This is a genomic window from Actinocorallia populi (assembly GCF_002995495.1).
Lineage (GTDB): Bacteria > Actinomycetota > Actinomycetes > Streptosporangiales > Streptosporangiaceae > Actinocorallia > Actinocorallia populi.
In genome coordinates this window covers 545,545-567,616 of sequence record NZ_PVZV01000006.1, presented here as the reverse complement: position 1 = coordinate 567,616, position 22,072 = coordinate 545,545, and the positions used below count along the sequence as shown (strand labels likewise).

19 protein-coding genes are annotated in these 22,072 nt (G+C 72.5%); 10 read left to right on the top strand and 9 right to left on the bottom strand.

Features of this window, described 5'->3' with window-relative positions; genetic code table 11:
• Positions 1 to 64: 64 nt before the first annotated feature.
• Positions 65 to 1,243 (bottom strand): epoxide hydrolase family protein, encoded by a 1,179-nt coding sequence (locus tag C2865_RS25975; protein WP_106401160.1) that lies wholly within the window; start codon positions 1,241 to 1,243, stop codon positions 65 to 67.
• A 62-nt stretch (positions 1,244 to 1,305) separates the two neighbouring features.
• Here C2865_RS25975 and C2865_RS25970 point away from each other — a divergent pair, with 62 nt between their 5' ends.
• From C2865_RS25970 to C2865_RS25960, 3 genes are all read left to right on the top strand, one after another.
• Complete coding sequence (locus C2865_RS25970) at positions 1,306 to 2,265, top strand: helix-turn-helix transcriptional regulator (RefSeq protein WP_106401159.1); 960 nt, start codon at positions 1,306 to 1,308, stop codon at positions 2,263 to 2,265.
• 67 nt (positions 2,266 to 2,332) lie between these two features.
• Positions 2,333 to 5,041, top strand: a complete 2,709-nt coding sequence (locus tag C2865_RS25965) for an AAA family ATPase (protein WP_269802746.1) — start codon at positions 2,333 to 2,335, stop codon at positions 5,039 to 5,041.
• Positions 5,042 to 5,044: 3 nt separating this feature from the next.
• Positions 5,045 to 5,923: an alpha/beta fold hydrolase gene (locus C2865_RS25960; protein ID WP_106401157.1), complete on the top strand. Its 879-nt coding sequence runs from the start codon at positions 5,045 to 5,047 to the stop codon at positions 5,921 to 5,923.
• 55 nt (positions 5,924 to 5,978) lie between these two features.
• On the opposite strand, the gene C2865_RS25955 is transcribed toward C2865_RS25960, so the two are convergent.
• From C2865_RS25955 to C2865_RS25945, 3 genes are all read right to left on the bottom strand, one after another.
• Positions 5,979 to 7,328, bottom strand: a complete 1,350-nt coding sequence (locus C2865_RS25955) for a fibronectin type III domain-containing protein (protein ID WP_106401156.1) — start codon at positions 7,326 to 7,328, stop codon at positions 5,979 to 5,981.
• Positions 7,329 to 7,418: 90 nt separating this feature from the next.
• Positions 7,419 to 8,456 carry a chitinase gene (locus C2865_RS25950; protein ID WP_106401155.1) on the bottom strand — a complete coding sequence of 346 codons (1,038 nt, stop codon included), beginning with the start codon at positions 8,454 to 8,456 and terminating at the stop codon, positions 7,419 to 7,421.
• A gap of 100 nt (positions 8,457 to 8,556) precedes the next feature.
• Positions 8,557 to 9,399, bottom strand: a complete 843-nt coding sequence (locus tag C2865_RS25945; RefSeq protein ID WP_106401154.1) for a hypothetical protein — start codon at positions 9,397 to 9,399, stop codon at positions 8,557 to 8,559.
• A 158-nt stretch (positions 9,400 to 9,557) separates the two neighbouring features.
• Here C2865_RS25945 and C2865_RS25940 point away from each other — a divergent pair, with 158 nt between their 5' ends.
• Together C2865_RS25940 and C2865_RS25935 are read left to right on the top strand one after the other, a co-directional pair.
• Positions 9,558 to 11,102 (top strand): long-chain-fatty-acid--CoA ligase, encoded by a 1,545-nt coding sequence (locus tag C2865_RS25940; RefSeq protein ID WP_106401153.1) that lies wholly within the window; start codon positions 9,558 to 9,560, stop codon positions 11,100 to 11,102.
• Between the two features lie 76 nt (positions 11,103 to 11,178).
• Positions 11,179 to 11,949, top strand: a complete 771-nt coding sequence (locus C2865_RS25935; RefSeq protein WP_232835813.1) for an arylamine N-acetyltransferase family protein — start codon at positions 11,179 to 11,181, stop codon at positions 11,947 to 11,949.
• Positions 11,950 to 12,361: 412 nt separating this feature from the next.
• Here the strand turns inward: C2865_RS25935 and C2865_RS25930 are convergent, their stop codons facing one another.
• A complete protein-coding gene (locus C2865_RS25930) occupies positions 12,362 to 13,036 on the bottom strand; it encodes an HAD family hydrolase (protein WP_106401152.1) in 675 nt (224 codons plus the stop codon).
• Between the two features lie 105 nt (positions 13,037 to 13,141).
• On the opposite strand from C2865_RS25930, the gene C2865_RS25925 reads away from it, so the two are divergent.
• On the top strand, positions 13,142 to 13,633 hold the full coding sequence (locus tag C2865_RS25925) for a hypothetical protein (RefSeq protein ID WP_157963918.1): 492 nt from the start codon (positions 13,142 to 13,144) through the stop codon (positions 13,631 to 13,633).
• A 56-nt stretch (positions 13,634 to 13,689) separates the two neighbouring features.
• Here the strand turns inward: C2865_RS25925 and C2865_RS25920 are convergent, their stop codons facing one another.
• A complete protein-coding gene (locus C2865_RS25920; RefSeq protein WP_106401150.1) occupies positions 13,690 to 14,838 on the bottom strand; it encodes a Gfo/Idh/MocA family protein in 1,149 nt (382 codons plus the stop codon).
• A gap of 358 nt (positions 14,839 to 15,196) precedes the next feature.
• Between C2865_RS25920 and C2865_RS40205 the strand changes: the two genes are divergently transcribed.
• On the top strand, positions 15,197 to 15,961 hold the full coding sequence (locus C2865_RS40205; protein ID WP_198653594.1) for a FadR/GntR family transcriptional regulator: 765 nt from the start codon (positions 15,197 to 15,199) through the stop codon (positions 15,959 to 15,961).
• A gap of 118 nt (positions 15,962 to 16,079) precedes the next feature.
• Here C2865_RS40205 and C2865_RS25905 read toward each other — a convergent pair whose 3' ends face one another.
• Positions 16,080 to 17,309, bottom strand: a complete 1,230-nt coding sequence (locus C2865_RS25905; protein ID WP_106401149.1) for an acetyl-CoA C-acetyltransferase — start codon at positions 17,307 to 17,309, stop codon at positions 16,080 to 16,082.
• Positions 17,310 to 17,442: 133 nt separating this feature from the next.
• On the opposite strand from C2865_RS25905, the gene C2865_RS25900 reads away from it, so the two are divergent.
• From C2865_RS25900 to C2865_RS25890, 3 genes are read left to right on the top strand one after another with little or no spacing between them, the layout of a single operon-like run.
• Positions 17,443 to 18,195, top strand: coding sequence for an SDR family oxidoreductase (locus tag C2865_RS25900; RefSeq protein ID WP_106401148.1), 753 nt, complete (start codon positions 17,443 to 17,445; stop codon positions 18,193 to 18,195).
• 46 nt (positions 18,196 to 18,241) lie between these two features.
• Entirely contained in the window at positions 18,242 to 19,414 is a 1,173-nt protein-coding gene (locus C2865_RS25895; RefSeq protein ID WP_106401147.1) for an acyl-CoA dehydrogenase family protein, read from the top strand.
• Positions 19,411 to 20,358 (top strand): acyl-CoA dehydrogenase family protein, encoded by a 948-nt coding sequence (locus C2865_RS25890; protein WP_106401146.1) that lies wholly within the window; start codon positions 19,411 to 19,413, stop codon positions 20,356 to 20,358. The genes C2865_RS25895 and C2865_RS25890 overlap by 4 nt, the downstream gene beginning before the upstream one ends.
• A gap of 59 nt (positions 20,359 to 20,417) precedes the next feature.
• Here C2865_RS25890 and C2865_RS25885 read toward each other — a convergent pair whose 3' ends face one another.
• Together C2865_RS25885 and C2865_RS25880 are read right to left on the bottom strand one after the other, a co-directional pair.
• Complete coding sequence (locus tag C2865_RS25885) at positions 20,418 to 21,314, bottom strand: S41 family peptidase (RefSeq protein WP_106401145.1); 897 nt, start codon at positions 21,312 to 21,314, stop codon at positions 20,418 to 20,420.
• 91 nt (positions 21,315 to 21,405) lie between these two features.
• A complete protein-coding gene (locus C2865_RS25880) occupies positions 21,406 to 22,014 on the bottom strand; it encodes a hypothetical protein (RefSeq protein WP_106401144.1) in 609 nt (202 codons plus the stop codon).
• Between the last annotated feature and the right edge of the window lie 58 nt (positions 22,015 to 22,072).

The following is a 22,072-nucleotide window of genomic DNA, read 5'->3' as shown; positions in this document are numbered from 1 at the left end:
CCGGGAGACCGGGACGGTGCGCGCGGGCCGCGAGGGCCGTGAGGGCCCGCGCGCACTGCGTCCGTCAGCGGAGATCGCGGAAGAAGGCGCGGACGTCGTCGACCAGGACCGCGGGGGCTTCCATGGACAGGAAGTGGCCGCCTTCGGCGAGCTCGGTCCAGCGGACGACGGTGTGGTCGCGTTCGGCCCAGCGGCGGACGGTCACGTCATGGGCGGACACGAGGACGCCGGTGGGGACCGTGCCGCGCTGGGGCGCCCAGGCGGCGGCGTCCCAGCCCTCGGCGCCCGTCCAGGAGGCGGCGGAGATCTCCTCGTAGTAGACCTGCGCGGATGAGGCGGCGGTGCCGGTGAACCAGTAGAGGGAGACGGTCGTCAGGATGCGGTCGCGGGAGATGGCCGCCTCCGGGAGCGCCTCTTCGGGGTGGGTGAGCTCCTTGAACTTCTCCACCATCCAGGCGAGCTGGCCTACCGGAGAGTCGTGCAGGGCGTAGCCCACGGTCTGGGGCCGCTTGGAGTTGCACTGCAGGTAGCCGTCGTTGAAGTTCTGCATCCGCTCCCAGCGGTTCTGCTCGAGCTCTGACAGGCCGTCCATCTCGCCTTCCTCACCTGCAGGGAAGGTGAGCAGGGCGTTGAGGTGGATGCCCATGACCTGCCCGGACGCGTGGGAGCCCAGGTGCGGGGCGACCCATGAACCCGTGTCGTAGCCCTGGACGCCGTAACTGCCGTAGCCCAGGCGCGACATCAGGACGGCCAGGACCTCGGCCATCCGGGCCGGGCCCATGCCGGGACCGGCCAGCGGCGTGGAGAAGCCGAAGCCCGGCAGGGAGGGGATCACCAGGTGGAAGGCGTCGGACGGGTCGCCGCCGTGGGCGCGCGGATCCGACAGGGGGCCGATGACGTCCAGGAAGTCGGCGAACGTGCCGGGCCAGCCGTGCAGGAGCAGCAGCGGCACGGCGTCCGGCTCGGGGGAGCGGACGTGGAGGAAGTGGAGGTTCTGGCCTTCCACGCACGTCATGAACTGGGGATGGGCGTTGAGTTCGGCCTCGCGGGCCCGCCAGTCGTAGCGGGTGCGCCAGTGCTCGGCGAGCTCCTTGAGGTAGTCCAGGGGCACGCCCCTCTCCCAGCCGACGCCCGGCAGCTCGTCCGGCCAGCGGGCCCCGGCCAGCCGCGCGGCCAGGTCGTCGAGCCGGGAGCTCGGGATATCGATACGGAAAGGACGGACGTCCTGCGTCTTGTCGGTCATGCCGGAAACATAGAGAGCGCTTAGGGCAGAACCAGTCCTAAGCGGAACGCAATCTGAAAGGCATGACGAAGACCTCGACCCGGCTCCTGGGGCTGCTCTCCCTGCTGCAGACCCCGCGCGAATGGCCCGGCACCGAGCTGGCCGAACGCCTGGGCGTCACCACCCGCACGATCCGCCGCGACGTCGAGCGGCTGCGCGACCTCGGTTATCCGGTGCACGCCACGCAGGGTGCCGCCGGATACCGGCTGGGCGCGGGCGCGTCGCTGCCTCCGCTGCTCCTGGACGACGAGGAGGCCGTCGCCGTGGCCGTCGGGCTGCGCACGGCCGCGGGCGGTTCGGTCGCGGGGATCGAGGAGACGTCGCTGCGCGCCCTGACCAAGCTCGAGCAGGTCCTGCCGCCCCGGCTGCGCCAGCGCGTCCGGACCCTGCACACCGCGACCATCCGGGTCGGCCCCGCCGGACCCGCCGTCGACCCCGACACCCTGATGGCCGTCGCCGAGGCTTGCCGCCGCCGCGAACGGCTGCGCTTCGACTACACCAGCCCCCGCGGCGGCCCGACGGTCCGCTCGGTCGAGCCGCACGGCCTCGTCAACTTCGGCCGCCACTGGTACCTCGTCGCCTGGGACCCCGACCGCGACGACTGGCGCACCTTCCGCGTGGACAGGCTGGAGCCGCGCACCCCCGCCGGCCCGCGTTTCACCCCCAGGCCGCCCCCGAACGGCGACTTCGCCACGTACCTGGCCCACCGCCTGTCCACCCGCGCCTGGCCCTTCCAGGCGACCGTCATCCTGCACGAACCGGCCGAGGCGCTGGCCGAACGCGTCTGGCCCGGCACGGGCGTCCTGGAAGCGGTGGACGAGCACACCTGCCTCCTGCACGTCGGCGCCGACACCCCCTCGAACCTCGTGTGGATGATCACTTCGATCGACGTCGGCTTCACCCTCGCCGACGGTCCTCCGGAACTCTCCGACGCCCTGCGCGCCCAGGCCGAACGCTGCCTGCGCGCCATACGGACGTCATGACCGCGAACCGGCCGTCCGCGAGGAGCGGCTCCCCGGGGCGGAGCGGCTCGGACGCCTCCTACAGTGGATGTTTGTGCTTTATGGCAGATCTGCGGAAATCAAGGCTCTCGACGAGGTGATCGCGCGGGCTCGCGACGGCTCCGGCGGCGCGGTGGTGCTGCGGGGCGAGGCGGGCGCGGGCAAGACAGCCCTGCTCGACGCGGCGGCCGTGCGAGGCGGCGCGATGCGCGTGTTGCGGGCCACCGGCGTCGAGTCCGAGTCCGACCTCGCGTTCGCGGCGCTGCACCAGATGTTGCGGCCGGTGACAGGTTCGCTCGACGAACTGCCAGACCCGCAGCGCGACGCCGTGCGCGCGGCCCTCGGGCTCGCCGCGGGCGGTGTCGGAGACCGGTTCCTGCTGGGCGCGGGCGTGCTCTCGCTGCTGGCCGAGGCCGCCGCGCCGGAAGGGCTGGTCTGCGTGGTCGACGACTTCCAGTGGGTCGACCGGGCCTCGGCCGACGCGTTGCTGTTCGCCGCCAGACGGCTGGGGACGGAGCGGATCGCGATGTTGTTCGCCGTGCGCGGCGACGCTCCGGTCAAGGGCGTGCCGCTGGCGGTGGACGTACGCGGCCTGTCCGAGTCCGCGGCGGCCGAACTGCTGGAGTCCCGTTACGGTGTGCCGCCCTCCCGCGTGGCGCGGGAACTCATCGCGTCGACCCGTGCCAACCCGCTCGCCCTGGGCGAGATCGCCGCCCGCCTGACGCCCGCCCAGCTCACCGGACGTGAACCGCTGCCCGACCCGCTGCCCGGCGGTGCCCGCCTCTTCGGCGACCGGGTGGGCGCGTTGTCGGCCCCCGCCCGGCTGCTCGCCCTGGTCGCCGCGGTGGAGGCCGACCTCGATCTGGTCCTGCGCGCCACCGACCGGTTGTCCGCCGAGCAGGCGGTACGGCCCGGTGAGAACGCCGGAACCCTGGACGGGCGAAGGGCGCTGGCGGAGCTGGAGAAGTCGGGGCTGGCCGAGATCTCGGGCACCCGTGTGCGCTTCCGCCATCCGCTCATCCGGTCGGCGGCGTACGAGGCGGCCGCTCCCGCCGACGTCCGCCGGGTCCATGCCGTGCTGGCGGAGCTGTCCGAGGGGGAGCGCCGCGCCTGGCACCTGGCCGGAGCCGCCGTGGGCCAGGACGAGCGGGTCGCCGCCGCGCTGGTGGCCGCCGCGGAGCGGGCGCGCGACCGCGGCGGGTACGGCGATGCCGCGACGGCTCTCGCCAGGGCCGCCGAACTGACCCCCCGGCCGCGTGACCGGGCCGTCCGCCTGAAGGACGCCGCCGGCGCGGCCTGGCTCGGCGGCCGCCCGGGACTGGCGGAGTCGCTGCTGGGCGAGGCGCGCGAACAGGCCGGCGTGGACGCCGGCCTCGCCATGGAGATCGCCCGGCTCCGCGGCCGGTTCGAGCTGAACTCGGGCAGCGCCGCCGAGGCCGTACGGATCCTCGCGGAAGGCGACAGCCTGGACATGCTGGCCGATGCCGTGGAGGCCGCCTCGTATGTCGGCGACACGGCGGCCATCGTCGGGCTCGGGCGCAGGGCTGCGGCCCACCCCGAGGGGTTCCTGCGGGACACGGTGGCCGGGATCGGGCTGGCGCTGGACGGCGACGCCGCCGGGCCCGGCCTGCTGCGGCGGGCGCTGGCTCGGGTCGGCGAGCTGGGGGACGCGGCGGAGTACCTGTGGGCGGCGGCCGCGGCCAGCCAGCTGGGCGAGCCGGATCTGGCGGCCGAGATGGCCGACCGGGCGGGACGGGTGGCCAGGGTGTCGGGGATGACCGGACAGCTGCCCGTCGTGCTGGAGTTCGTGGCGACGGCCGAGCGCATCGCCGGGCGGCTGGACGCCAGCCAGGCCGTCTCCGAGGAAGGGCTGGGACTGGCCCGCGAGGCCGGATACGAGAACACGGTGGCCGCGCACCTGGCCAACCTGGCGGCGCTGGCTGCACTGCGAGGCGAGGAGGAGACCTGCGAACGGCAGGCACGAGAGGCGCTGGCCATCGCCGTGCCGCATCGGGTGGGTTTGCGGGCGGCGGTCGCCGCGTACGCGCTGGCCCTCCTCGATCTGTGTCTGGGGCGCTACGCGGCGGCACACGACCGGTTCGAGGCCATCGCCGCTGCGGGACCGGGCGCCGGGCATCCGGCCGTGGTGTGGCGGACGGCGCCGGACCGCGTCGAGGCCGCCGTGGGCGCGGGGGACGAGGCGGGCGCGCGGGCCGTGCTGGCCGCGTACGAACGCTCTTCGGCGCACGCCACGACCCCTGAATCTCGTGCCCTACTGGCCCGCTGCCGGGGCCTGGTCGACTCGTCCGAGGACGCTTTCGGCGAGGCGCTGCGGCTGCATACCAACCCGTTCGAGGCGGCCAGGACGGCCCTGCTGCTGGGTGAACGCCTGCGTCGCGCGCAGCGGCCGGGTGAGGCGCGGGCACACCTGCGAACGGCGTGGGAGACGTTCGAACGGGCGGGCGCGCGGCCGTGGGCCCGCCGCGCGCAGGACGAGCTGCGGGCGGCGGGCGAGAGCGGGCAGGCCCCGCCCCCCGCCGCACTGGACGCGCTGACCCCGCAGGAGCAGCGCATCGCGGGCCTGGTCGCCGACGGATCGTCGAGCAAGCAGATCGCCGCTCAGCTCTTCCTGAGCCCCCGCACGGTCGAGTACCACCTCTACAAGATCTACCGGAAGCTGGGCATCGGCTCCCGTACGGATCTCGCGCGACTGGTAGTTCTACAGAAGGCACCGGTGGCGGAAGGCGGCATGCTCTGAGGCATGCACAACGTGAACATCTGGAGCGAGGAGTTCGGCGCCGAGACGGATGCGCCGATCCTGTTGATCATGGGTTCGATGTCGCAGGGCGTCCTGTGGCCGGACGAGTTCGTCGGCCGCCTGGCCGCCGGAGGCCGCCGGGTGATCCGGTACGACCATCGCGACACCGGCATGTCGGACACCGTCGACTTCGAGGCGGAGCCGTACTCGTGGCACGACATCAAGGACGACGTGTACCGCGTGATGGACGCCCACGGCCTGGCGAGCGCGCACCTGGTCGGCCATTCGGCGGGCGGGCTGCTCGGCCAGTTCATCGCCGTCGAACGGCCCGAACGGGTGCGCTCGCTGACCGTCATCGCCTCCTCGCCGCTCGGCGGCGGCGAAGGCCAGGTGCTCATGCGGGCACTGACCGGGCAGCCGCAGCCGGAGGGGAGCCTGCCCGAACCGGCGCCGGAGTTCGTGGCCTTCTACCGCGCGCTGATGACCGCACCGCCGCCGGAGGACCGGCGCGCCCGGATCAACGGCATGATCGCCGAGCAGCGCGTGCTGCACGGCACCGGGCTGCCGTTCGACGAGGACGCGGCACGCCGGCTGCAGGAGCGGATCCACGACCGGGCCCGCGACCTGTCCGCGGCGGCCCACCACCGGATGGCCGCGATGACCGACCCCGACTTCGAGCCGGCGGGCGTGCTGGACCAGGTGAAGGCGCCCACGCTGGTCATCGAGGGCTCCCACGAGCCGGTCAAGCCGGGCCACGGCGCGGTCATCGCCGAGCAGATCCCGGGCGCGCGGCTGATGATCGTGGCGGGCATGGGCCACACGCTGCCGCCGGAGACGCACGAGGAGCTGGCCACCGCCGTCCTCGCCCACACGGCCGGGTGACCGGACGCCGGGAGACCGATGCTCCTCCAGGCCGTCCGGCGGTACGGTCGCGGGGTCAGAAGCCGGCGGTGATGCGGGTGAACTGCCAGGGGTCCTGGTCGACGCCGCTGCAGGTGGAGACGACGTCGCCGGGGCAGGGGCGGTCGCGGTTGACCGACCAGAAGGCCAGGCGGCCCAGGCCGCGGTCGGAGGACCAGTCGCGGATCGCCTTCCAGGTCGCGGGCGTGGTCACCTCCTTCTGGTCGGAGTGGCCGTTCATGCCGGAGATGCCCATCCGGCTGTAGGCCGTCCGGTCACTCCAGCCCCACGTCGACGTCAGGGCGTTCTTGAGGCCTTCGGCGGCGGCGATGGTGTCGGCGCGCAGGTCGGTGCCGTTGAAGTTGAACGGCATGATCGTGTAGTTGTCGATGTCCACGCCGAGGGCCTTGGCCTGCCGGATGAGCCGCAGCCCCCACTGGTCGGGGCCGTTCTTGGCGGTGCTCATCGTGACGATGACCCGGACGCCGGGGTTGCGTCCCTTCACGATCTTCAGGCCGCGCAGGATGCGGTCCTGGACGGCGGCGTTCTGCAGTTCGTCGGTGTTCTCCACGTCGAAGTCGACGGCGGCGGGGCCGTGCGCGTCGATGACCTTCTGCACCGCGGCGGCGTAGTCCTCGGGGCTGGAGCAGGCGGGGCCGAGTTTGCGGCCGGACCAGCCGCCGAAGGAGATCTGGACGCTGCCGCCCGCCGCCTTGATCTGCGAGATCGTCCGCGCGTCCACACCGCCTTGAAGCGGGCGGTCGCCGTCCCACGCGGGGTTGCAGCCGCCGTCGGAGAGGACGAAGGCCATCGTGAACGACCGGATGCCGGTCGCGTCCATCACCGTCTTCACCTCCGGCGGGCGCCCCCAGCCCAGGTGAAGGTACGCCGTGGCCATCGGATTCCCCGACGTCGATGGCGTGCAGCCGCGCGTCTTCACCTGGACGGTCCTGCGCTCGGACTCGCCCTGCGGGTTGAACGCGACGACTTCCAGCCGGTATGTCCGGCACGCTTTCAGGCCCTTGATCCGCAGCTTGTCGCCCTTGGCGGTGGCCAGAAGCCTCGTCCCGTCGTACACCCGGTAGCCGGTGATGTGGTTTCCGCCGGAGGCGCCCCACTTCAGCGACACGCTCGAGGTGTCCGCCGTCGTCACGGGCATGGCCGGCGGCTTCGGCCGTGCGCTCTTCTCGGTCTGCTGCGGCAGCGCGGACTGGTCCAGGCCCGTCGCGGACGGCCCCGGCTGCGGAGTCCTCGAGGCGGCCACCGAGGTGCCGTTCTTCTTGCCGGGCTCCCGGTCGTCCGCTGTGAGCGCGACGACGGCTCCCGCGCCGATGCCTCCGGCCACGATCCCGGCGACGACTCCGATGCCCAGATCAACGCGCCTCATGCGACTCCTCGAGAAGGAAAAGAGCCTCATAAGCGTAGAGCACATGCACTTTTCCGGCAGCTGGGGAACGCCGGGCCGCCGAGACGATGCTCAGAAGCCCGCAGTGATGCGCGTGAACTGCCAGGGGTCCTGGCGGACGCCGCTGCAGGTGGTCCTGACGTTGCCGGGGCAGGGGCGGTCGCGGTTGACCGACCAGAAGGCCAGGCGGCCCAGGCCGCGGTCGGAGGACCAGTCGCGGATCGCCTTCCAGGTCGCGGGCGTGGTCACCTCCTTGTCGTCGGAGTGGCCGTTCATGCCGGAGATGCCCATGTGACGGTAGGCGGTGCGGTCGTTCCAGCCCCGCACGGAGACCAGGGCGCGCTTCAGCCCCTGGGCGGCGCGGATCGTGTCGGCGCGCGTGTCGGAGCCGTTGAAGTTGAACGGCATGATCGTGTAGTTGTCGACTTTCACGCCGAGCGCCTTGGCCTGCCGGATGAGCCGCAGCCCCCACTGGTCGGGGCCGTTCTTGCCGGTGCTCATCGTGATGATGACCCGCAGGCCGGGGTTCTTGCGCTCCACGATCTTCAGGCCGCGCAGGATGCGGTCCTGGACCGCTGCGTCCTTCAGCTCGTCGTTCTCCATGTCGAAGTCGAGCGCGGCCGGGCGGTAGGCCTTGACGACCTTCTGCACGGCGGCGGCGTAGTCCTCGGGGCTGGAGCAGGCGGGGCCGAGTTTGCGGCCGGACCAGCCGCCGAAGGAGATCTGGACGCTGCCGCCCGCCGCCTTGATCTGCGAGATCGTCCGCGCGTCCACACCGCCCCGGAGGGGGCGGTTGCCGTCCCAGGCGGGGTTGCAGCCGCCGTCGGAGAGGACGAAGGCCATCGTGAACGACTTGAGCCCCGTCGCCTTCATCACCTTCTGCACCTTCGGCGGGCTTCCCCAGCCCAGGTGCAGGTAAGCCGTCGCGGTGCTGCTCCCGCCGGAGGCGCCCGGGTTCAGCGGTACGCCGGGGATGCTCAGCGTCGGCACGGGCATGGCCGAGGTCCCGGGCTTCTCCCCGTCCGATCCGGTCGCCACGAGGACTCCCGCGCCGACACCCACTGCCACGACTCCGGCGGCGATGCCGACGACCAGACCTGCGCGCCTCATGCGACTCCTCAGTCACGAACAGAAACGCGCCTAAGCGTAAAGCACTACCCATCCGGCACAACACCGAAACTCGGGCTAGATCAAGACAAAGATCAATATGTTATGAACGCTGCTGGAACACGACCGCGGAGACCGGCATCGCCGGGTTCTGGCGCCCCATCAACGACAACGTGAACCCGTGCTCCGGCACCCTGCCGCACAGCTCTCCCGGCTCGACCGCCACGCCCAGCGCCGCCAGGTCCGCCACGACCTCCGCATAGGGGCGGTCCAGCAGGGGCACGTCGCGAAACCGCACCGCGCCCTGTGCCCCCACGTAGCTGATGACCAGCGTCCTCAACCGCTCGTCCTCGCCGAACTTCAGGATCAGGCCGTGGTCGAAGTACCAGTCCTGCGCCGCCCCGCCGTAGGACGGGACGCTCTGCAGCGCCGGGCCCAGCCGTTCGCGCAGCTCCCACCGGCCCTGCCCGAGCCGCACCGTCCCGGTGCCCTCACCGGACACCAGGTCGTGCTCGGTGATCGCCTCGACGCCCGGCTCCCGGGACATCCTGATCAGGCTCTCGGCGGGGCTGCGCAGGAACACCCCGACCGACTCCACTCCCAGGGAGTCGTCGTCGGCGTCCACCGCGGTGAGGTTGAACCCGGCCTCGGGCACCTCGCAGCCCGTCTCGCCCTCGACCACCCGGTGCCCGCGCCCGCGCAGGTCCGCCACGACCTTGCCGTGGGGGCGGCCGGTCAGCAGGACGTCGTCGTAGTGGGCGGGAGCCGCGTCGTGGATCTCCAGGTGGTACAACCGGTCCGCGTCGTCGTAGAACAGGATCAGGTCGCCCTCGAGGTAGTGGTCGCACACCCCGGTGTCCCAGAAGGCCTTGCGAAAGGTCCGGACCTCTCCCACCGCGTCGCCCAGTGCCCTCGAAAGCCGCCGGTCGATCTCACGCCGGGTCATGCCGAACAGGATGGGCTTGGCGAGTAGTCCCCCTATGCCTTGGAAAGGCAAGATCTCCCACCCGAAAAGACTCATCCCGAAATGATGACAGAGATCACTTGCGTCCATGGGCGAGGATGAGGGGCGGAAACGGGTTCCGTCTGGGTCGAGGAGGCTTGATGTCGGTGAGCGGATGGAGTGGAGCCCACTGGTCGGACCATGTGGCCCGGCACGCGCACACGCGTCCGGACGGCGTCGCGTTGCGTTTCGAGGGCGCCTCGACGACCTGGGCGGAGCTGGACCGGCGGGTCCGCGCCCTGGCCGGCGGGCTGCACGCGCGGGGCGTCCGGCAGGGCGACCGTGTCGCGGTGCTGATGACCAACCGGCCGGAGTTCGTCGAGACGGTCGTCGCGGCGAACCTGCTGGGCGCGATCGCCGTCCCGGTGAACTTCCGCCTGTCGGCGGCGGAGGCGGCCTACATCGTCGCCGACAGCGGAGCCCGGATGCTGGTCGCCGACGGCGGCCTGGCGCCCCTGGCGGCGGCGGTGCGCTCGATGGGCGACCTCGAGCCGGCCTGCCTGGTGACGGGGGAGTCCCCGATCGACGCCGAGCGGTACGAGGCCGTGCTGGCCGAGGGCGCCGAGCCGCCGTCCGTGCCGGTCGGCGAGCGGGACACCGCGCTGATCATGTACACGTCGGGCACCACGGGCCGGCCCAAGGGCGCGATGCTCTCGCACCTGAACCTGCTGATGCAGTCGTTCACCCTCGTCCGGGCGTGGCGGCTGTTCGGCGACGACGAGGTCAACCTGTGCGCGTCCCCGCTGTTCCACATCGGCGCGATCGGCTCGGTGGCGCCGATGCTGATGGTCGGCGCCACCACCGTGATCATGCCGAGCGGGCAGTTCGACGCCGCCGCGACCCTCGGGCTGATCGAGGCCGAGCGGGTCACCAGCGCCTTCCTCGTCCCGGCGCAGTGGCAGGTGCTGTGCGCCGAGCCGTCGGCCCCGCACCGCGCCCGCTCGCTGCGGACGATCAGCTGGGGCGCGGCGCCCGCGACGGTGACGCTGCTGGAGCGCATGGCCGAGGTGTTCCCGCACGCGGCGAACGTCGCGGTGTTCGGGCAGACCGAGATGTCCCCGGTCACCTGCGCGCTGGAGGCCGCCGACGCACTGCGCAAGATCGGCTCGGTGGGCAGGCCGGTCGCGACGGTCGCGGCGCGGATCGTGGACGCCGCCATGAAGGACGTCGCGCCCGGCGAGGTCGGCGAGATCGTCTACCGGGGACCGTCCACGATGTCGGGGTACTGGAACGCCCCGGAGGCCACCGCCGAGGCGTTCGAGGGCGGCTGGTTCCACTCCGGCGACCTGGTGCGGGCCGACGAGGAGGGCTTCCTCTACGTCGTCGACCGCAAGAAGGACATGATCATCTCGGGCGGGGAGAACATCTACTGCGCCGAGGTGGAGAACGTCCTGGCCGCGCACCCGGACGTCGCGGAGGTGGCGGTGGTCGGCGTCCCGCACGAGAAGTGGGGGGAGACGCCGCTGGCGGTGATCGTCCCGGCGGCGGGGCGGCGGGCCCCGACCGCCCCCGAGCTGGCCGGGTGGTGCCGGGACCGGCTCGCCTCCTACAAGAAGCCGACGGCCGTCGCCGTGGTCGCCGAGCTGCCGCGCAACGCCTCGGGCAAGGTGCTCAAACACGAGCTGCGCGCGGCGCACTCCGGCTGAGCCGAGGAGGGGCAAAAGATCGACTCGCCGCGGGACGTGCTCACCGGAGCCGCCGCCCTAGGGCACACTGGACATCGTGGACGAGGGACAGATCGGGCGATATCTGGCGAGAATCGGCGCGGCCAGGCCCGGCGAACCGGACCTCGAAGGCCTGCGCGCCCTGCAGTACGCGCACCTGCGGGCGGTGCCCTTCGAGAACCTGAGCATCCACCTGGACGAGCCGGTCACCCTGGCGGAGGAACACCTCTACGAGAAGATCGTCCAGCGGCGCCGCGGCGGGTTCTGCTACGAGTTGAACGGCCTGTTCGCCGCCCTCCTGCGCTCCCTCGGCTACGAGGTGACGCTCCTGGCGGGCCGGGTGCGCGGCTCCGACGGTGCCCTCGGCATCCCCTACGACCACCTGACCCTGCGCGTCGACCTGGAAGAACCGTGGCTGGCCGACGTCGGCTTCGGCGAGTTCACCGACGCGCCCCTGCGCCTGGACGACCGCGCCCCGCAGCACGACACCGCCGGCGTCTACCGCATCACCGACCGGGACGGCCTCCTCGAGGTGCACGACACCGAGGGCTCGTCCCTCGTCATCGACCCCCGGCCCGCCGCCCTGGCCGACTTCAGAGCGGCATGCTGGTGGCACCGCACGTCCCCCGAATCGCCCTTCACCCGCGGCCTGACCTGCAGTCTCCGCACCGCCGGCGGCCGCGTCACCCTCAGCGGCGCCAAACTCATCACCACCGAGCACGGCGTGCGCACCGAAACCCTCCTGCCCGACGAAGCCGCCGTCCTGGCCGCCTACCGCACCCGCTTCGGCATCGCCCTCGACCGCGCCCCCGCCCTCCGCTCCGGGTGAACCCGGCCGTGCCTCCAGGGCACGGAGACCAGGCCGGACTCGTAGGCGAAGATGACCAGCTGGGCACGGTCCCGGGACTCCGTCTTGGTGAGCTTCACGGCGTTGGTCAGGGCCTCCTGGGCGATCCGGTAGGCGGCCAGGTCGGCGCCGACGGCCGGCGGGCGCGGAGCGCCGTGGATCGCCGGTTCGGTGCGCAGGTCCGCCGCGGACGCCGCGGCGCCCAGGTCGGCCAGGCCGGGCGGGGGGCGGGGCCGTCGACGTCGTCGCCGCGCAGCAGGTTCATCAGGCGGCGCATCTCCGCGAGGGATGAGCGGCCGGTCTGCTCGATCGTCCCGACGACCTCATGGAGCGGGTTCGCAGCCGTGTCCCGGGGCCGCGGCCCGGTGGACGGCGACCCGTCCCCTTGAGCACCTCAGAGCGCGGACAGGAGGGCGGGGAGCCGGGCGAGGGTGGTGATGCGGTGGACGCCGGGAGGCGGGGTGGTGGGCGGGCCGGTGCGGTCGAGCCAGATCCCGTGGAGGCCCGCGGCCTCGGCGCCCAGGGCGTCGAGGTCCAGCCGGTCTCCGACGTAGGCGACCTCGGCGGGCGGGAGGCCGAGGGCGGCGCAGGCGTGCCGGAAGGCGGCGGGAGCGGGTTTGGCGTGGCCGGTCTGGTCGGAGCAGGCCAGAAACTCGAAGTGGTGGCGCAGGCCCAGGGCCGTGAGCCTGCGTTCCTGCAGGGCGGCGTTGGAGTTGGACAGGACCGCGTGGCGGTGGGCGAGGGCGGCGAAGACGGGGACGACGTCGGGGAAGACCGTCCAGCACGCCTCGTCGTGGACGAGGTAGCGGGCGAACCAGGCATCGGCCTCCTCGTCGGTGGCCTGGGCGCCGAGGTAGGCGCGAGCGCGTTCGCGGCGCTGCCCGACGAAGGTCAGCTCTCCGCCGGAGAAACGGGCGTAGGCGGCGTCGGTGACGGTGCGCCAGCGGAGGTAGGCGGCTTCGTCGCAGGGGAGTCCCTCGGCGGTGAAGTGCCGGATGACGCCCTGCATGTCGGCTGACGTGTAATCGGAGAGGGTGTCGTCGACGTCCCACAGCACAGCCTTGATCACGGGTCCAGGATACGTTCCGGCCCTGGCGCCGTCTTCTTGCCGGAAACGGCGAGTGCCCTGTGTCATGATCTGTTACTGCTTGTGTTCACACTGGAGGGGGTCGTCATGCGTGTTCGCCTGGCCTGTGCCGCTGCCGTCCTGGGAGGGGCGGGCGCCGTGGCCGCCGGAGGGAACGGGACCGCGGCGGAGGCGGCCCGGGTGGAGCCGGGCGCCTACCAGGTCGTCACGCCCGCGGGGCACTGCCTGAGCGGGACGGGTGAGGCGGACGTGTCGTTGTGGCTCGGCCCCTGCGAGGGGACGGGCTGGCAGATGGAGGTCCGGGAGGGCGGATACGTGATCAGGCACGGGGCCACCGGCAACTGCCTGGCCCCCTCCCTGGTGCGGATCTACCCCCAGCGGGTGGGCACCCGCGACTGCGCCGCCCTGGACGAACTGTGGACCCTCACCGTCCTCCAGGCGGCGGACGGGCGGCAGTGGGTGCGCGTCACGCGGCCGGACTACTACACCTCCCTGTCCTGGCTCAGCGACCGGGAGCCCGTCTTCCTCCTGCCGCAGAGCCAGACCGGCAACCAACGCTGGGAGCTCAGAAAGATCTGACGGCCGCGTACTTCCGCCGCCGCGCTCCGAACCGGACCGAGCCCGAGGCGGCTCCGTCAGGCTGTCGGGTCCCGGAAGAAGCCGGGCATCGCCACCGGACGTGACCCGTTCTCCAGTGACTCGGCGCCCGCCACGCCGACCAGTGACGCGGCCACGGCGGGGCGCACCGGGATCAGGGGAGGTTCTCCCCGTTCGACGGTCGCCTGAAATGCCTGAAGCAGCAGTACCGTGCCCTCGGCGTCGCGTTCCACCGTCTCATCCGTACGGGAAACCGCAGAGCCGTGTTCCGTGCTCGCGGCCGGGACCGCCCGGGGTGACGGGGTCCCTGGTTCCGTGGTCGTGTTCGGGAGGAGCAGCGGAGGAGGGACGCGCCTCTCCTCGCGGGTGCGGCCGTCCGGGTTCGCCCACGCCTCGGATCTGATCCGCACCGACCAGGCCTCCTCGGCCGGGCCGCGTACGGACTCGGCCAGGGCCCGGGTGCCGCGCGCCGAGACCCAGCTCCAGTGGCTGTCGGGTTCGCCCTGGAGGAAACCGTGCCGGGTGATCGCCAGTGCGCCGCTGGACAGCCGTATCGCCATGACGACCGCGGCGCGGGGATCGTGCTCGTCCGCCGAGAACGCCGTCACCTCCACGGGCCACGCGCCCGTGAGCGCCAGCACCGGCGAGACCGTGTGCGTGCAGTAGGCGGTCGGCGCGATCCGCCCCCGCCAGTGCCCGGGATCTCCGATCAGCTCCTCGACCGCCTCGGGAGGCAGGCCGTGCAGGTAGTCGGCCTCGACCAGGTTGACCCGGCCCAGCTCTCCGGCGTCGAGGGCCCGGCCGATGAGCCGCACATGCGGATGCAGAACGTAGTTCTCGGCGAAGGAGTAGGTCGCGGAGGAGGCGTCCACCGCCTCGATGAGCCGGCGCCCCTCTTCGGCGTCCGCGCAGGCCGCGGTCTCCGACAGCACGTGCACGCCGCGTTCGAGGAAGGCGACGGCCAACGGCGCGTGCGCGTCGAAGTCGTTGGCGAGGATCACCCCGTCGAGCCGGTGCTCCAGCAGGTCCTGCCACCGTTCGGTCAGCACCGCGTCCGGCAGCAGCCCGCCCGCCTCCGCGCGGCACCCGGGGTCGCGATCGCACGCGGCCACCACTTCCATGCCCAGCCGACGGCACCAGTCCGCCAGATGGAGTCCCCTTTTGAGTCCGACCACTCCCACCCGCATTGCGGCATACTGCTCGGCCCGTTGCCGCCGGTCAAATATTTTTCCCGTCTCCCGGCCTTCCGTGGAGGGGCGAGGAGCCACGCGGACCCGGGCCGCCGCAGGAAGGGCCTTTCCCGTTCCCCGGGGCTTCCGGTCGGCAGGGTGGTCGCGGATACGTTCGGAGAACAGGCCTCGCCGTTCGGAATCGGTGGTCTCATGGGGAAGGGCGGACCGGGGTCATCCGGACCTCCCCTTTTTCTTTCCTCTAGAAGATAGTATTCATAGTATAGTTAAGCGGATGGGGTGCCGCGGGTCCGGTGTTCGGCCTTCTCCGGGGCGGCCCGGTCCGTCGCACACGTTCTCATCCGGGGAGTCGACCTTGCAGCTCAGGCAGCCGCGATTGGCGGAGATGGTCGCCGCCATCCTGCGGGACCGGATCCTGAGCGGGGCGCTCGCCGACGGGGACGAGCTGCCCGCGCAGGACGAGCTGCTGCGCGAGTTCCAGGTCAGCCGCCCCTCGCTGCGGGAGGCGCTGGGCATCCTGGAGGCCGAGGGGCTGATCACGGTGCAGCGCGGCAACAAGGGCGGGTCGGTGGTGCACGTGCCGACCGCCGCCAACGCCGCCTACATGATCGGCCTCGTGATGCAGTTCCAGCGTACGTCCTACGCCGACGTCGGCGAGGCGCTCAAGCGGCTGGAGCCGGTGTGCGTGTCGTTGTGCGCCACCCGTGAGGACCGCGCGACCGAGGTGCTCCCGCAGTTGCGGCTGATCCACGAGCAGACGCTCGAGGCCGTGGACGACGAGGTGGAGTTCACCCGGGTCACCCGCCGCTTCCACGAGGCGCTGGTCCGGTTGTGCGGCAACCAGACGCTGATCCTCATCGCCGGCACCCTGGAGTCCCTGTGGGCCTCCCAGGAGCAGGCGTGGGCCTCCCACGCGCTGGAGGCCGGCGACTTCCCCGACGTGGCCCGCCGCGAGACCGGCATCCGCGCCCACGAACGGATCCTGCGCCTGATCGAGCAGGGCGAGGCCGAGCAGCTCGAGTCCTTCGCCCGCGCCCACCTGGACAACACCATGCGCTACGGCCTCGCCCCGGGCACCGCCGTGGTCTCCTCCCAGTCCCTGCGCGGCCGCCTCCCCTGACCTGGAGGGGCCGTCCGGTCGGGACGGGGACCGTTTCGGAGTCGAGGCGGGCCGTCCCGCTCGAAGGCGGGACGGCCCGGGCCAAAGGCCGTTCGGCCGGGCGGGCCCCCGGACGCGGTCAGCTGAGGCGTTCGATGACCATGGCCATGCCCTGGCCGCCGCCGACGCACATCGTCTCGAGGCCGAGGGTGCCGTCCTTCTCGCGCAGGCCGTTGAGCAGGGTGCCGGTGATGCGGGCGCCGGTCATGCCGAAGGGGTGGCCCAGGGCGATGGCGCCGCCGTGGACGTTGACCTTGTCGAGGTCGATGCCCAGCTCCTGGTAGGAGGGGACGACCTGGGCGGCGAACGCCTCGTTGATCTCGACCAGGTCCAGGTCGGAGACGCTCAGGCCGGCCTTGGCCAGGGCGCGGCGGGAGGCCTCGACGGGGCCGAGGCCCATGATCTCCGGGGAGAGGCCGGACACGCCGGTGGAGATGATCCGGGCGAGCGGGGTGACGCCCAGCTCGGCGGCCTTGGTGTCGCTCATGATGACCAGGGCGGCGGCGCCGTCGTTGAGCGGGCAGCAGTTGCCGGCGGTGACGGTGCCGTCCTCGCTGAAGACCGGCTTGAGCCCGGCCAGGGACTCGGCGCTGGTGGCGGGGCGGGGGCAGTCGTCCGCGGTGACGAGGGTGCCGTCGGGCAGCTCCACGGGGGTGATGTCGCGCTCGTAGAAGCCCGAGGCGATGGCGCGTGCGGCCAGGTTCTGCGAGCGCAGCGCGAACTCGTCCTGCTCGGCGCGGGTGACGCCGCGCAGCCCGGCGACGTTCTCGGCGGTGCGGCCCATGGCGATGTAGACGTCGGGCAGTTCGCCGGCCTGGCGGGGGTCCTCCCACTTGCCGGAGGCGGCGCGGGCGCGCGCCTCGGCGAAGGCCGGGTGGTGCCAGCCGAAGTCGGCGGCGGTGCCGGCGTCGGCCGGGGGCCGGTCGCTGGTGCCCTTGGCGTAGTTGCTCACCGACTCGGTGCCGGCGGAGATGACGATGTCGGCCTCGCCCGCCTTGATCGCGTGCAGCGCCATCCGGGTGGTCTGCAGGGAGGAGGAGCAGTAGCGGGTGACGGTGGCGCCGGGCACCTGGTCGTAGCCGAGCAGGACCGACACGACGCGGGCCATGTTGAAGCCCTGCTGGCCGCCGGGCGAGCCGCAGCCCAGCAGCAGGTCGTCGATGTCGTCGGGGGTGACCTGCGGCACCTTGGCCAGCGCCGCGGAGATCATCCGGGCGGCGAGTTCGTCGGCCCGCAGGTCCTTCAGCGAGCCCTTGAAGGCGCGGCCGATGGGGGAACGGGCGGTGGCGACGATGACGGCCTCGGTCATGGTGCTCCTCGAGGGTAGGGGCCGGTTGCTTGTTTCTATGAAGATAGCTATCTTCTAAAAGAAAGACGAGTCGCCACAAGGGGGGCACCCTCAATCTTGGAGGGGCTCGACCGGAAGGAAGTGGGGAATACCGATGAGCGGGATGCTCAATGACAGGGTCGTCCTGGTCACCGCCGCCGCCGGCGCCGGGCTGGGTTACGCCACCGCGCTGAAGTGCGCGCAGGAGGGCGCCCGCCTGGTCATCAGCGACGTCCACGAGCGCCGGCTGGCCGAGGCCGCCGAGAAGCTGGCCGAGGCCGCCGGCGTCAAGCCGGTCGCGATCCCCTGCGACGTCAGCGACACCGCCCAGGTCGACGCCCTGGTCGAGCGGGCCGTCGAACAGGCCGGACGCATCGACGTGCTGGTCAACAACGCCGGCATGGGCGGCGACCAGGCCGTGGTGGACATGACCGACGCCGAGTGGGACAAGGTCATCGACATCAGCCTCACCAGCGTCTTCCGCGTCACCCGCGCCGTGCTGCGCCACATGCTGCCGCGCGAGTCCGGCGTGATCGTCAACCTGGCGTCGGTGTCCGGCTGGCGGGCGCAGGAGCGCCAGGCCCACTACGCCGCCGCCAAGGCCGGCGTCATGGCCTTCACCCGCTGCGTGGCGATGGAGGCGGCGCCGGCCGGGGTCCGCGTCAACGCCGTGGCGCCCAGCCTGGCCATGCACCCCTTCCTGGAGAAGACCGTCAGCGCCGAGCTGCTGGCGGAGCTGACCGCCAAGGAGGCCTTCGGCCGGGCCGCGACCCCCGAGGAGGTCGCCAACGTGGTGCTCTTCCTGGCCAGCGACCTGTCGTCGTACATGACCGGCGAGGTCGTGTCGGTCAGCAACCAGCACCCGTGAGAGACAACCCGATGACCGCTGAGAGCATGGCCGAGGGGAACCGCTGATGGACCTGAGTTTCACTCCCGAAGAGGAGAAGTTCCGCGCCGAGGTGCGCGCGTGGCTCGAGGCCAACGTGCCCGCCGAGCCGCTGCCGTCCTTCGACACCGCCGAGGGGTTCGCCGCCCACCAGGAGTGGGAGGCCCGCCTGCACGGCGCGGGCCTGTCGGTGGTGACGTGGCCGGTGGAGTACGGGGGCCGCGAGGCGTCCCTCACCGAGTGGCTGATCTTCGAGGAGGAGTACTACCGGGCGGGCGCGCCGGGCCGGGTCGGCCAGAACGGCATCTACCTGCTGGCCCCCTCTCTGTTCGAGTTCGGCACCCCCGAGCAGAAGGCCCGCTTCCTGCCGCCGATGGCGCGCGGCGAGGAGGTCTGGGCGCAGGGCTGGTCGGAGCCGGAGGCCGGCAGCGACCTGGCGAACGTGCACAGCCGCGCCGAGCGCGTGGACGGCGGCTGGCTGGTCAGCGGCCAGAAGACGTGGAGCTCGCGCGCGGTGCACGGCCACTGGCTGTTCGCGCTGGTGCGCACCGACCCCGAGTCGGTCCGCCACCACGGCTTGACCTACTTCCTGCTGCCGCTGGACGCCCCGGGCGTGACGGTCCGCGGCATCCACCAGCTGGACGGTTACGCCGGTTTCGCCGAGGTGTTCCTGGACAAGGTGTTCGTCCCCGACGACCAGGTGCTGGGCGAGGTCGGCCAGGGCTGGAAGGTGGCGATGTCCACCACCGGTTCCGAGCGCGGCCTGACGCTGCGCTCGCCGGGCCGCTTCCTGGCCGCCGCCGACCGCCTGGTCGAGCAGGCCCGCGAGGCCGGGCCGCTGGACGACCGGCTGCGCGAGGACGTCGCCGACGCCTGGATCAAGGCGCGCGCCTACCAGTCCTACACCTTCCAGACCCTCACCCGGATCCTGGACGGGGAGAGCATCGGCCCCGAGTCCAGCATCAACAAGATCTTCTGGTCGGAGATGGACCTGCGGCTGCACGAGACCGCGCTGCGGGTGCTGGGTCCGGCGGGCGAGCTGGTCGAGGGCGCCCAGGACGCCGTGGCGGACGGCCGGTGGGCCGACGGGTTCCTGTTCGCGCTGGCGGGGCCGATCTACGGCGGCACCAACGAGGTGCAGCGCAACATCATCGCCGAGCGGGTCCTGGGCCTGCCGAGAGAACCGAGGAGCAAGCGATGAGGCTGGGCCTGACCCCCGAGCACAGGCAGTTCGGCGACGCGGTCGCGGACCTGCTGGAGGCCCACGGCGGAGCCGAGGACGTGTGGGAGCGCCTGGTGGAGCTGGGCGTGCCCGCGGTGCTGGTCGCCGAGGAGCACGAGGGCGCGGGCGGCGACGAGGTCGACCTGCTGGCGGTCCTGGACCAGGCCGGGCGCGCGGCGCTGGGCGAGCCGGTGGTGGAGGCCGCGGTGGCGGCCCGCCTGCTGGCGGGCATCGGCGGCGAACTGGCCGCCGAGTGGCTGCCGAAGCTGGCCTCGGGCGAGGCGCTGGTCGTCGCCGCTCCCGGCCCCTACGTTCCGCACGCCGACCGGGCCGGGCTGGTGCTGGTCGGTGAGGGCGGCGCCTGGTACGCGGTGCGGCCGGAGCCCGGTTCGCTGACCGTCCAGAACTCCATGGACCCGCTGCGCCGCCTGTCGGCGGTGCGGGTGCCCGAGGGCGCGGTGCCGGTGGCCGAGGGCGCCCTGGCCGCCGAGGCCTTCGACCGGGGTGCGGCGCTGACCGCCGTCCAGCTGGTGGGCGTGGCCCGCCGCCTGGTCGACTTCGCGGTGCGCTACGCCGGTGAGCGCAGCCAGTACGGCCGCCCGATCGGTTCCTTCCAGGGGCTGCAGCACCAGATCGCCGACGCGCTGGTGGACGTGGAGTTCGCGCGTCCGGCGGCGTACAAGGCCGCTTACGCGCTGGCCAAGGGCGAGCCGGATGCCTCGCTGGACGCCTCGGGCGCCAAGGCCCTGGCCTCGGACGCCGCCTTGCACGCGGCGAAGGTCTCGCTGCAGGTCCACGGCGCGATCGGCTACACGATGGAACTCGACCTGCACCGCTGGCTGCGCCGCGCCTGGAGCCTGGCCTCGGCCTGGGGGGACGCGTCCCACCACCGCAGGGCCGTGGCCGCCGCGCTGATCGGCTGACGACTCGGCAGAACACCGAACCGGAGCACGCCGTCGAAGGCGTGCTCCGGTTCGGTGTTTCACCGGGCGGCCAGCCAGTCCACGGCCGCCTGGAGGGCGTCGCCGTCCGGGGGGACGGGCTGGTCGGGCGCGATGGGGTCGGTGCCGTAGATGCGGCCGGTCCGGTCGGCCTCCTGGACGGTGGTGAGTCCCAGCAGGGCGCCGTCGTCGAGCTCTATGGCGGCGTTGCCGGTCGCGAGCCCGGCGGTGGGCGCGCCGAAGCTCCGCACGTGGGGCAGCCCGCGGAAGGCGATCAGGGTGGCCTCACCGGCGCTCATGGTGTTCGGGCCGGTGAGGATCGCGATCGGGTGGCCGGGGTCGGCGAGCCGGTAGGGGTGGGGTCGCGGGGAGACGGGCGCGTCGTCGTGGTGCACGACGCCCTCGCGCAGGATCCAGTGGCCGCACGGCTGCCCGTCGGCGTCGGCGAACCAGCCGAGCACCCCGTCGCCGAGCAGCGGGGCGAGCACGGTGAGCATCGGGTACATGTTGCCGCCGGTGTTGCCGCGCAGGTCGACGATCCAGCCCTGCGGCCGGTGGCCGTCCAGGTCGCGGACGAGCTCCGCGCCGGTCCGGACGTAGCGGCGGTCGGCGTCCTCGACGCCCGTGGCCGAGGGGATGTCCACCAGGGCGAACCTGCCGTCGACGAGCCGGCCGGAGGGCATCGGCGCCTGCTGGGCGGCCTCCTCGCCGAACGACTCGGCGACCTCCTGCGGGGTGAGGAAGAACGTGTGCGGATCGCCGAGCACGTCGATCGCCGCGCGGATCACCCCGTAGACGTCCGCCGTCGACGCCGCTTCCGCGGTCGCCTCGTGCGCCCGGCGCCGGACCGCCGGCCAGTCGACCCGCCCCCGGCGCAGGGCGTTGTCCTCCATCAGGGTGAGGACGGTGTCGAGGTAGTCGTGGATCTCCGTGTTCATGAGGCCATCCTGCGGCAGGGGCCGGGACGGCGAAACAAATTAAAAGGCCGGTTTCCGCCCATGTCGGGTGGGCGGAGACCGGCCGTGCGGGTCAGGGCAGGCTGATGCTCTGGTTGTAGACGCCGGAGCCGGGGACGCTCTCGCCCTTCACCTCGTAGGTGGCCACGACGGAGGCGGTGCCCGGGCACAGGAAGTTGCTGCCGGACTGCTTGGCGGCGCTGACGTTGTTCAGCGAGATCTGGAACTGGCCGTTGCCGGGGACGGGGCGGGCGGCGTTGGTGCCGTTGTAGGCGTTGGCGGTGAGGTTTCCGCCGTAGACGCAGGTGACGTTCGCGCCGAGGATCGTGACGACGGCCCGGACCCGGAAGCCCGCGATGGTGGCGGTGCCGTCGCGCCCGCCGGGGACGGCGGTGGAGGCGGTGACGTTGCCGCCGGTCCAGGGCAGGTTCTGGGCGGTGACGGTGGCGCCGGAGCAGGACGAGAAGCCCGCGGACGAGACCGACAGCCCGCCGCCCGAGGCCAGGGCGCCGTTCAGGGTGGAGGAGGTGCAGCTGCCGCCGCCGAGGGAGGTCGTCACCGTGGCGGTGCCCAGCAGCGACGCCTGGATGTTCCCGGCGTACAGCGCCGAGGCCGGGCTCGCGAGCGCCAGGACGGTGACGCCTGCGGCCGCGGTGACGGTGAACGTGCGGAGGGTCTTCATGGAGCCGTCTCCATTCTGGAGAAGTGAGGGACACCATGAACGTAAAAAGCGGCAAATC

Bases quoted from the DNA above. Each gene is read 5' to 3' on its own strand.
- C2865_RS25880 (WP_106401144.1), bottom strand. From the start codon at position 22,014: ATGAAGACCCTCCGCACGTTCACCGTCACCGCGGCCGCAGGCGTCACC.
- C2865_RS25960 (WP_106401157.1), top strand. From the start codon at position 5,045: ATGCACAACGTGAACATCTGGAGCGAGGAGTTCGGCGCCGAGACGGAT.
- C2865_RS25890 (WP_106401146.1), top strand. From the start codon at position 19,411: ATGAGGCTGGGCCTGACCCCCGAGCACAGGCAGTTCGGCGACGCGGTC.
- C2865_RS25940 (WP_106401153.1), top strand. From the start codon at position 9,558: ATGTCGGTGAGCGGATGGAGTGGAGCCCACTGGTCGGACCATGTGGCC.
- C2865_RS25955 (WP_106401156.1), bottom strand. From the start codon at position 7,328: ATGAGGCGCGTTGATCTGGGCATCGGAGTCGTCGCCGGGATCGTGGCC.
- C2865_RS25970 (WP_106401159.1), top strand. From the start codon at position 1,306: ATGACGAAGACCTCGACCCGGCTCCTGGGGCTGCTCTCCCTGCTGCAG.
- C2865_RS25925 (WP_157963918.1), top strand. From the start codon at position 13,142: ATGCGTGTTCGCCTGGCCTGTGCCGCTGCCGTCCTGGGAGGGGCGGGC.
- C2865_RS25975 (WP_106401160.1), bottom strand. From the start codon at position 1,243: ATGACCGACAAGACGCAGGACGTCCGTCCTTTCCGTATCGATATCCCG.
- C2865_RS25900 (WP_106401148.1), top strand. From the start codon at position 17,443: ATGAGCGGGATGCTCAATGACAGGGTCGTCCTGGTCACCGCCGCCGCC.
- C2865_RS25965 (WP_269802746.1), top strand. From the start codon at position 2,333: ATGTTTGTGCTTTATGGCAGATCTGCGGAAATCAAGGCTCTCGACGAG.
- C2865_RS25905 (WP_106401149.1), bottom strand. From the start codon at position 17,309: ATGACCGAGGCCGTCATCGTCGCCACCGCCCGTTCCCCCATCGGCCGC.
- C2865_RS25885 (WP_106401145.1), bottom strand. From the start codon at position 21,314: ATGAACACGGAGATCCACGACTACCTCGACACCGTCCTCACCCTGATG.
- C2865_RS25895 (WP_106401147.1), top strand. From the start codon at position 18,242: ATGGACCTGAGTTTCACTCCCGAAGAGGAGAAGTTCCGCGCCGAGGTG.
- C2865_RS25950 (WP_106401155.1), bottom strand. From the start codon at position 8,456: ATGAGGCGCGCAGGTCTGGTCGTCGGCATCGCCGCCGGAGTCGTGGCA.
- C2865_RS25920 (WP_106401150.1), bottom strand. From the start codon at position 14,838: ATGCGGGTGGGAGTGGTCGGACTCAAAAGGGGACTCCATCTGGCGGAC.
- C2865_RS25945 (WP_106401154.1), bottom strand. From the start codon at position 9,399: ATGACCCGGCGTGAGATCGACCGGCGGCTTTCGAGGGCACTGGGCGAC.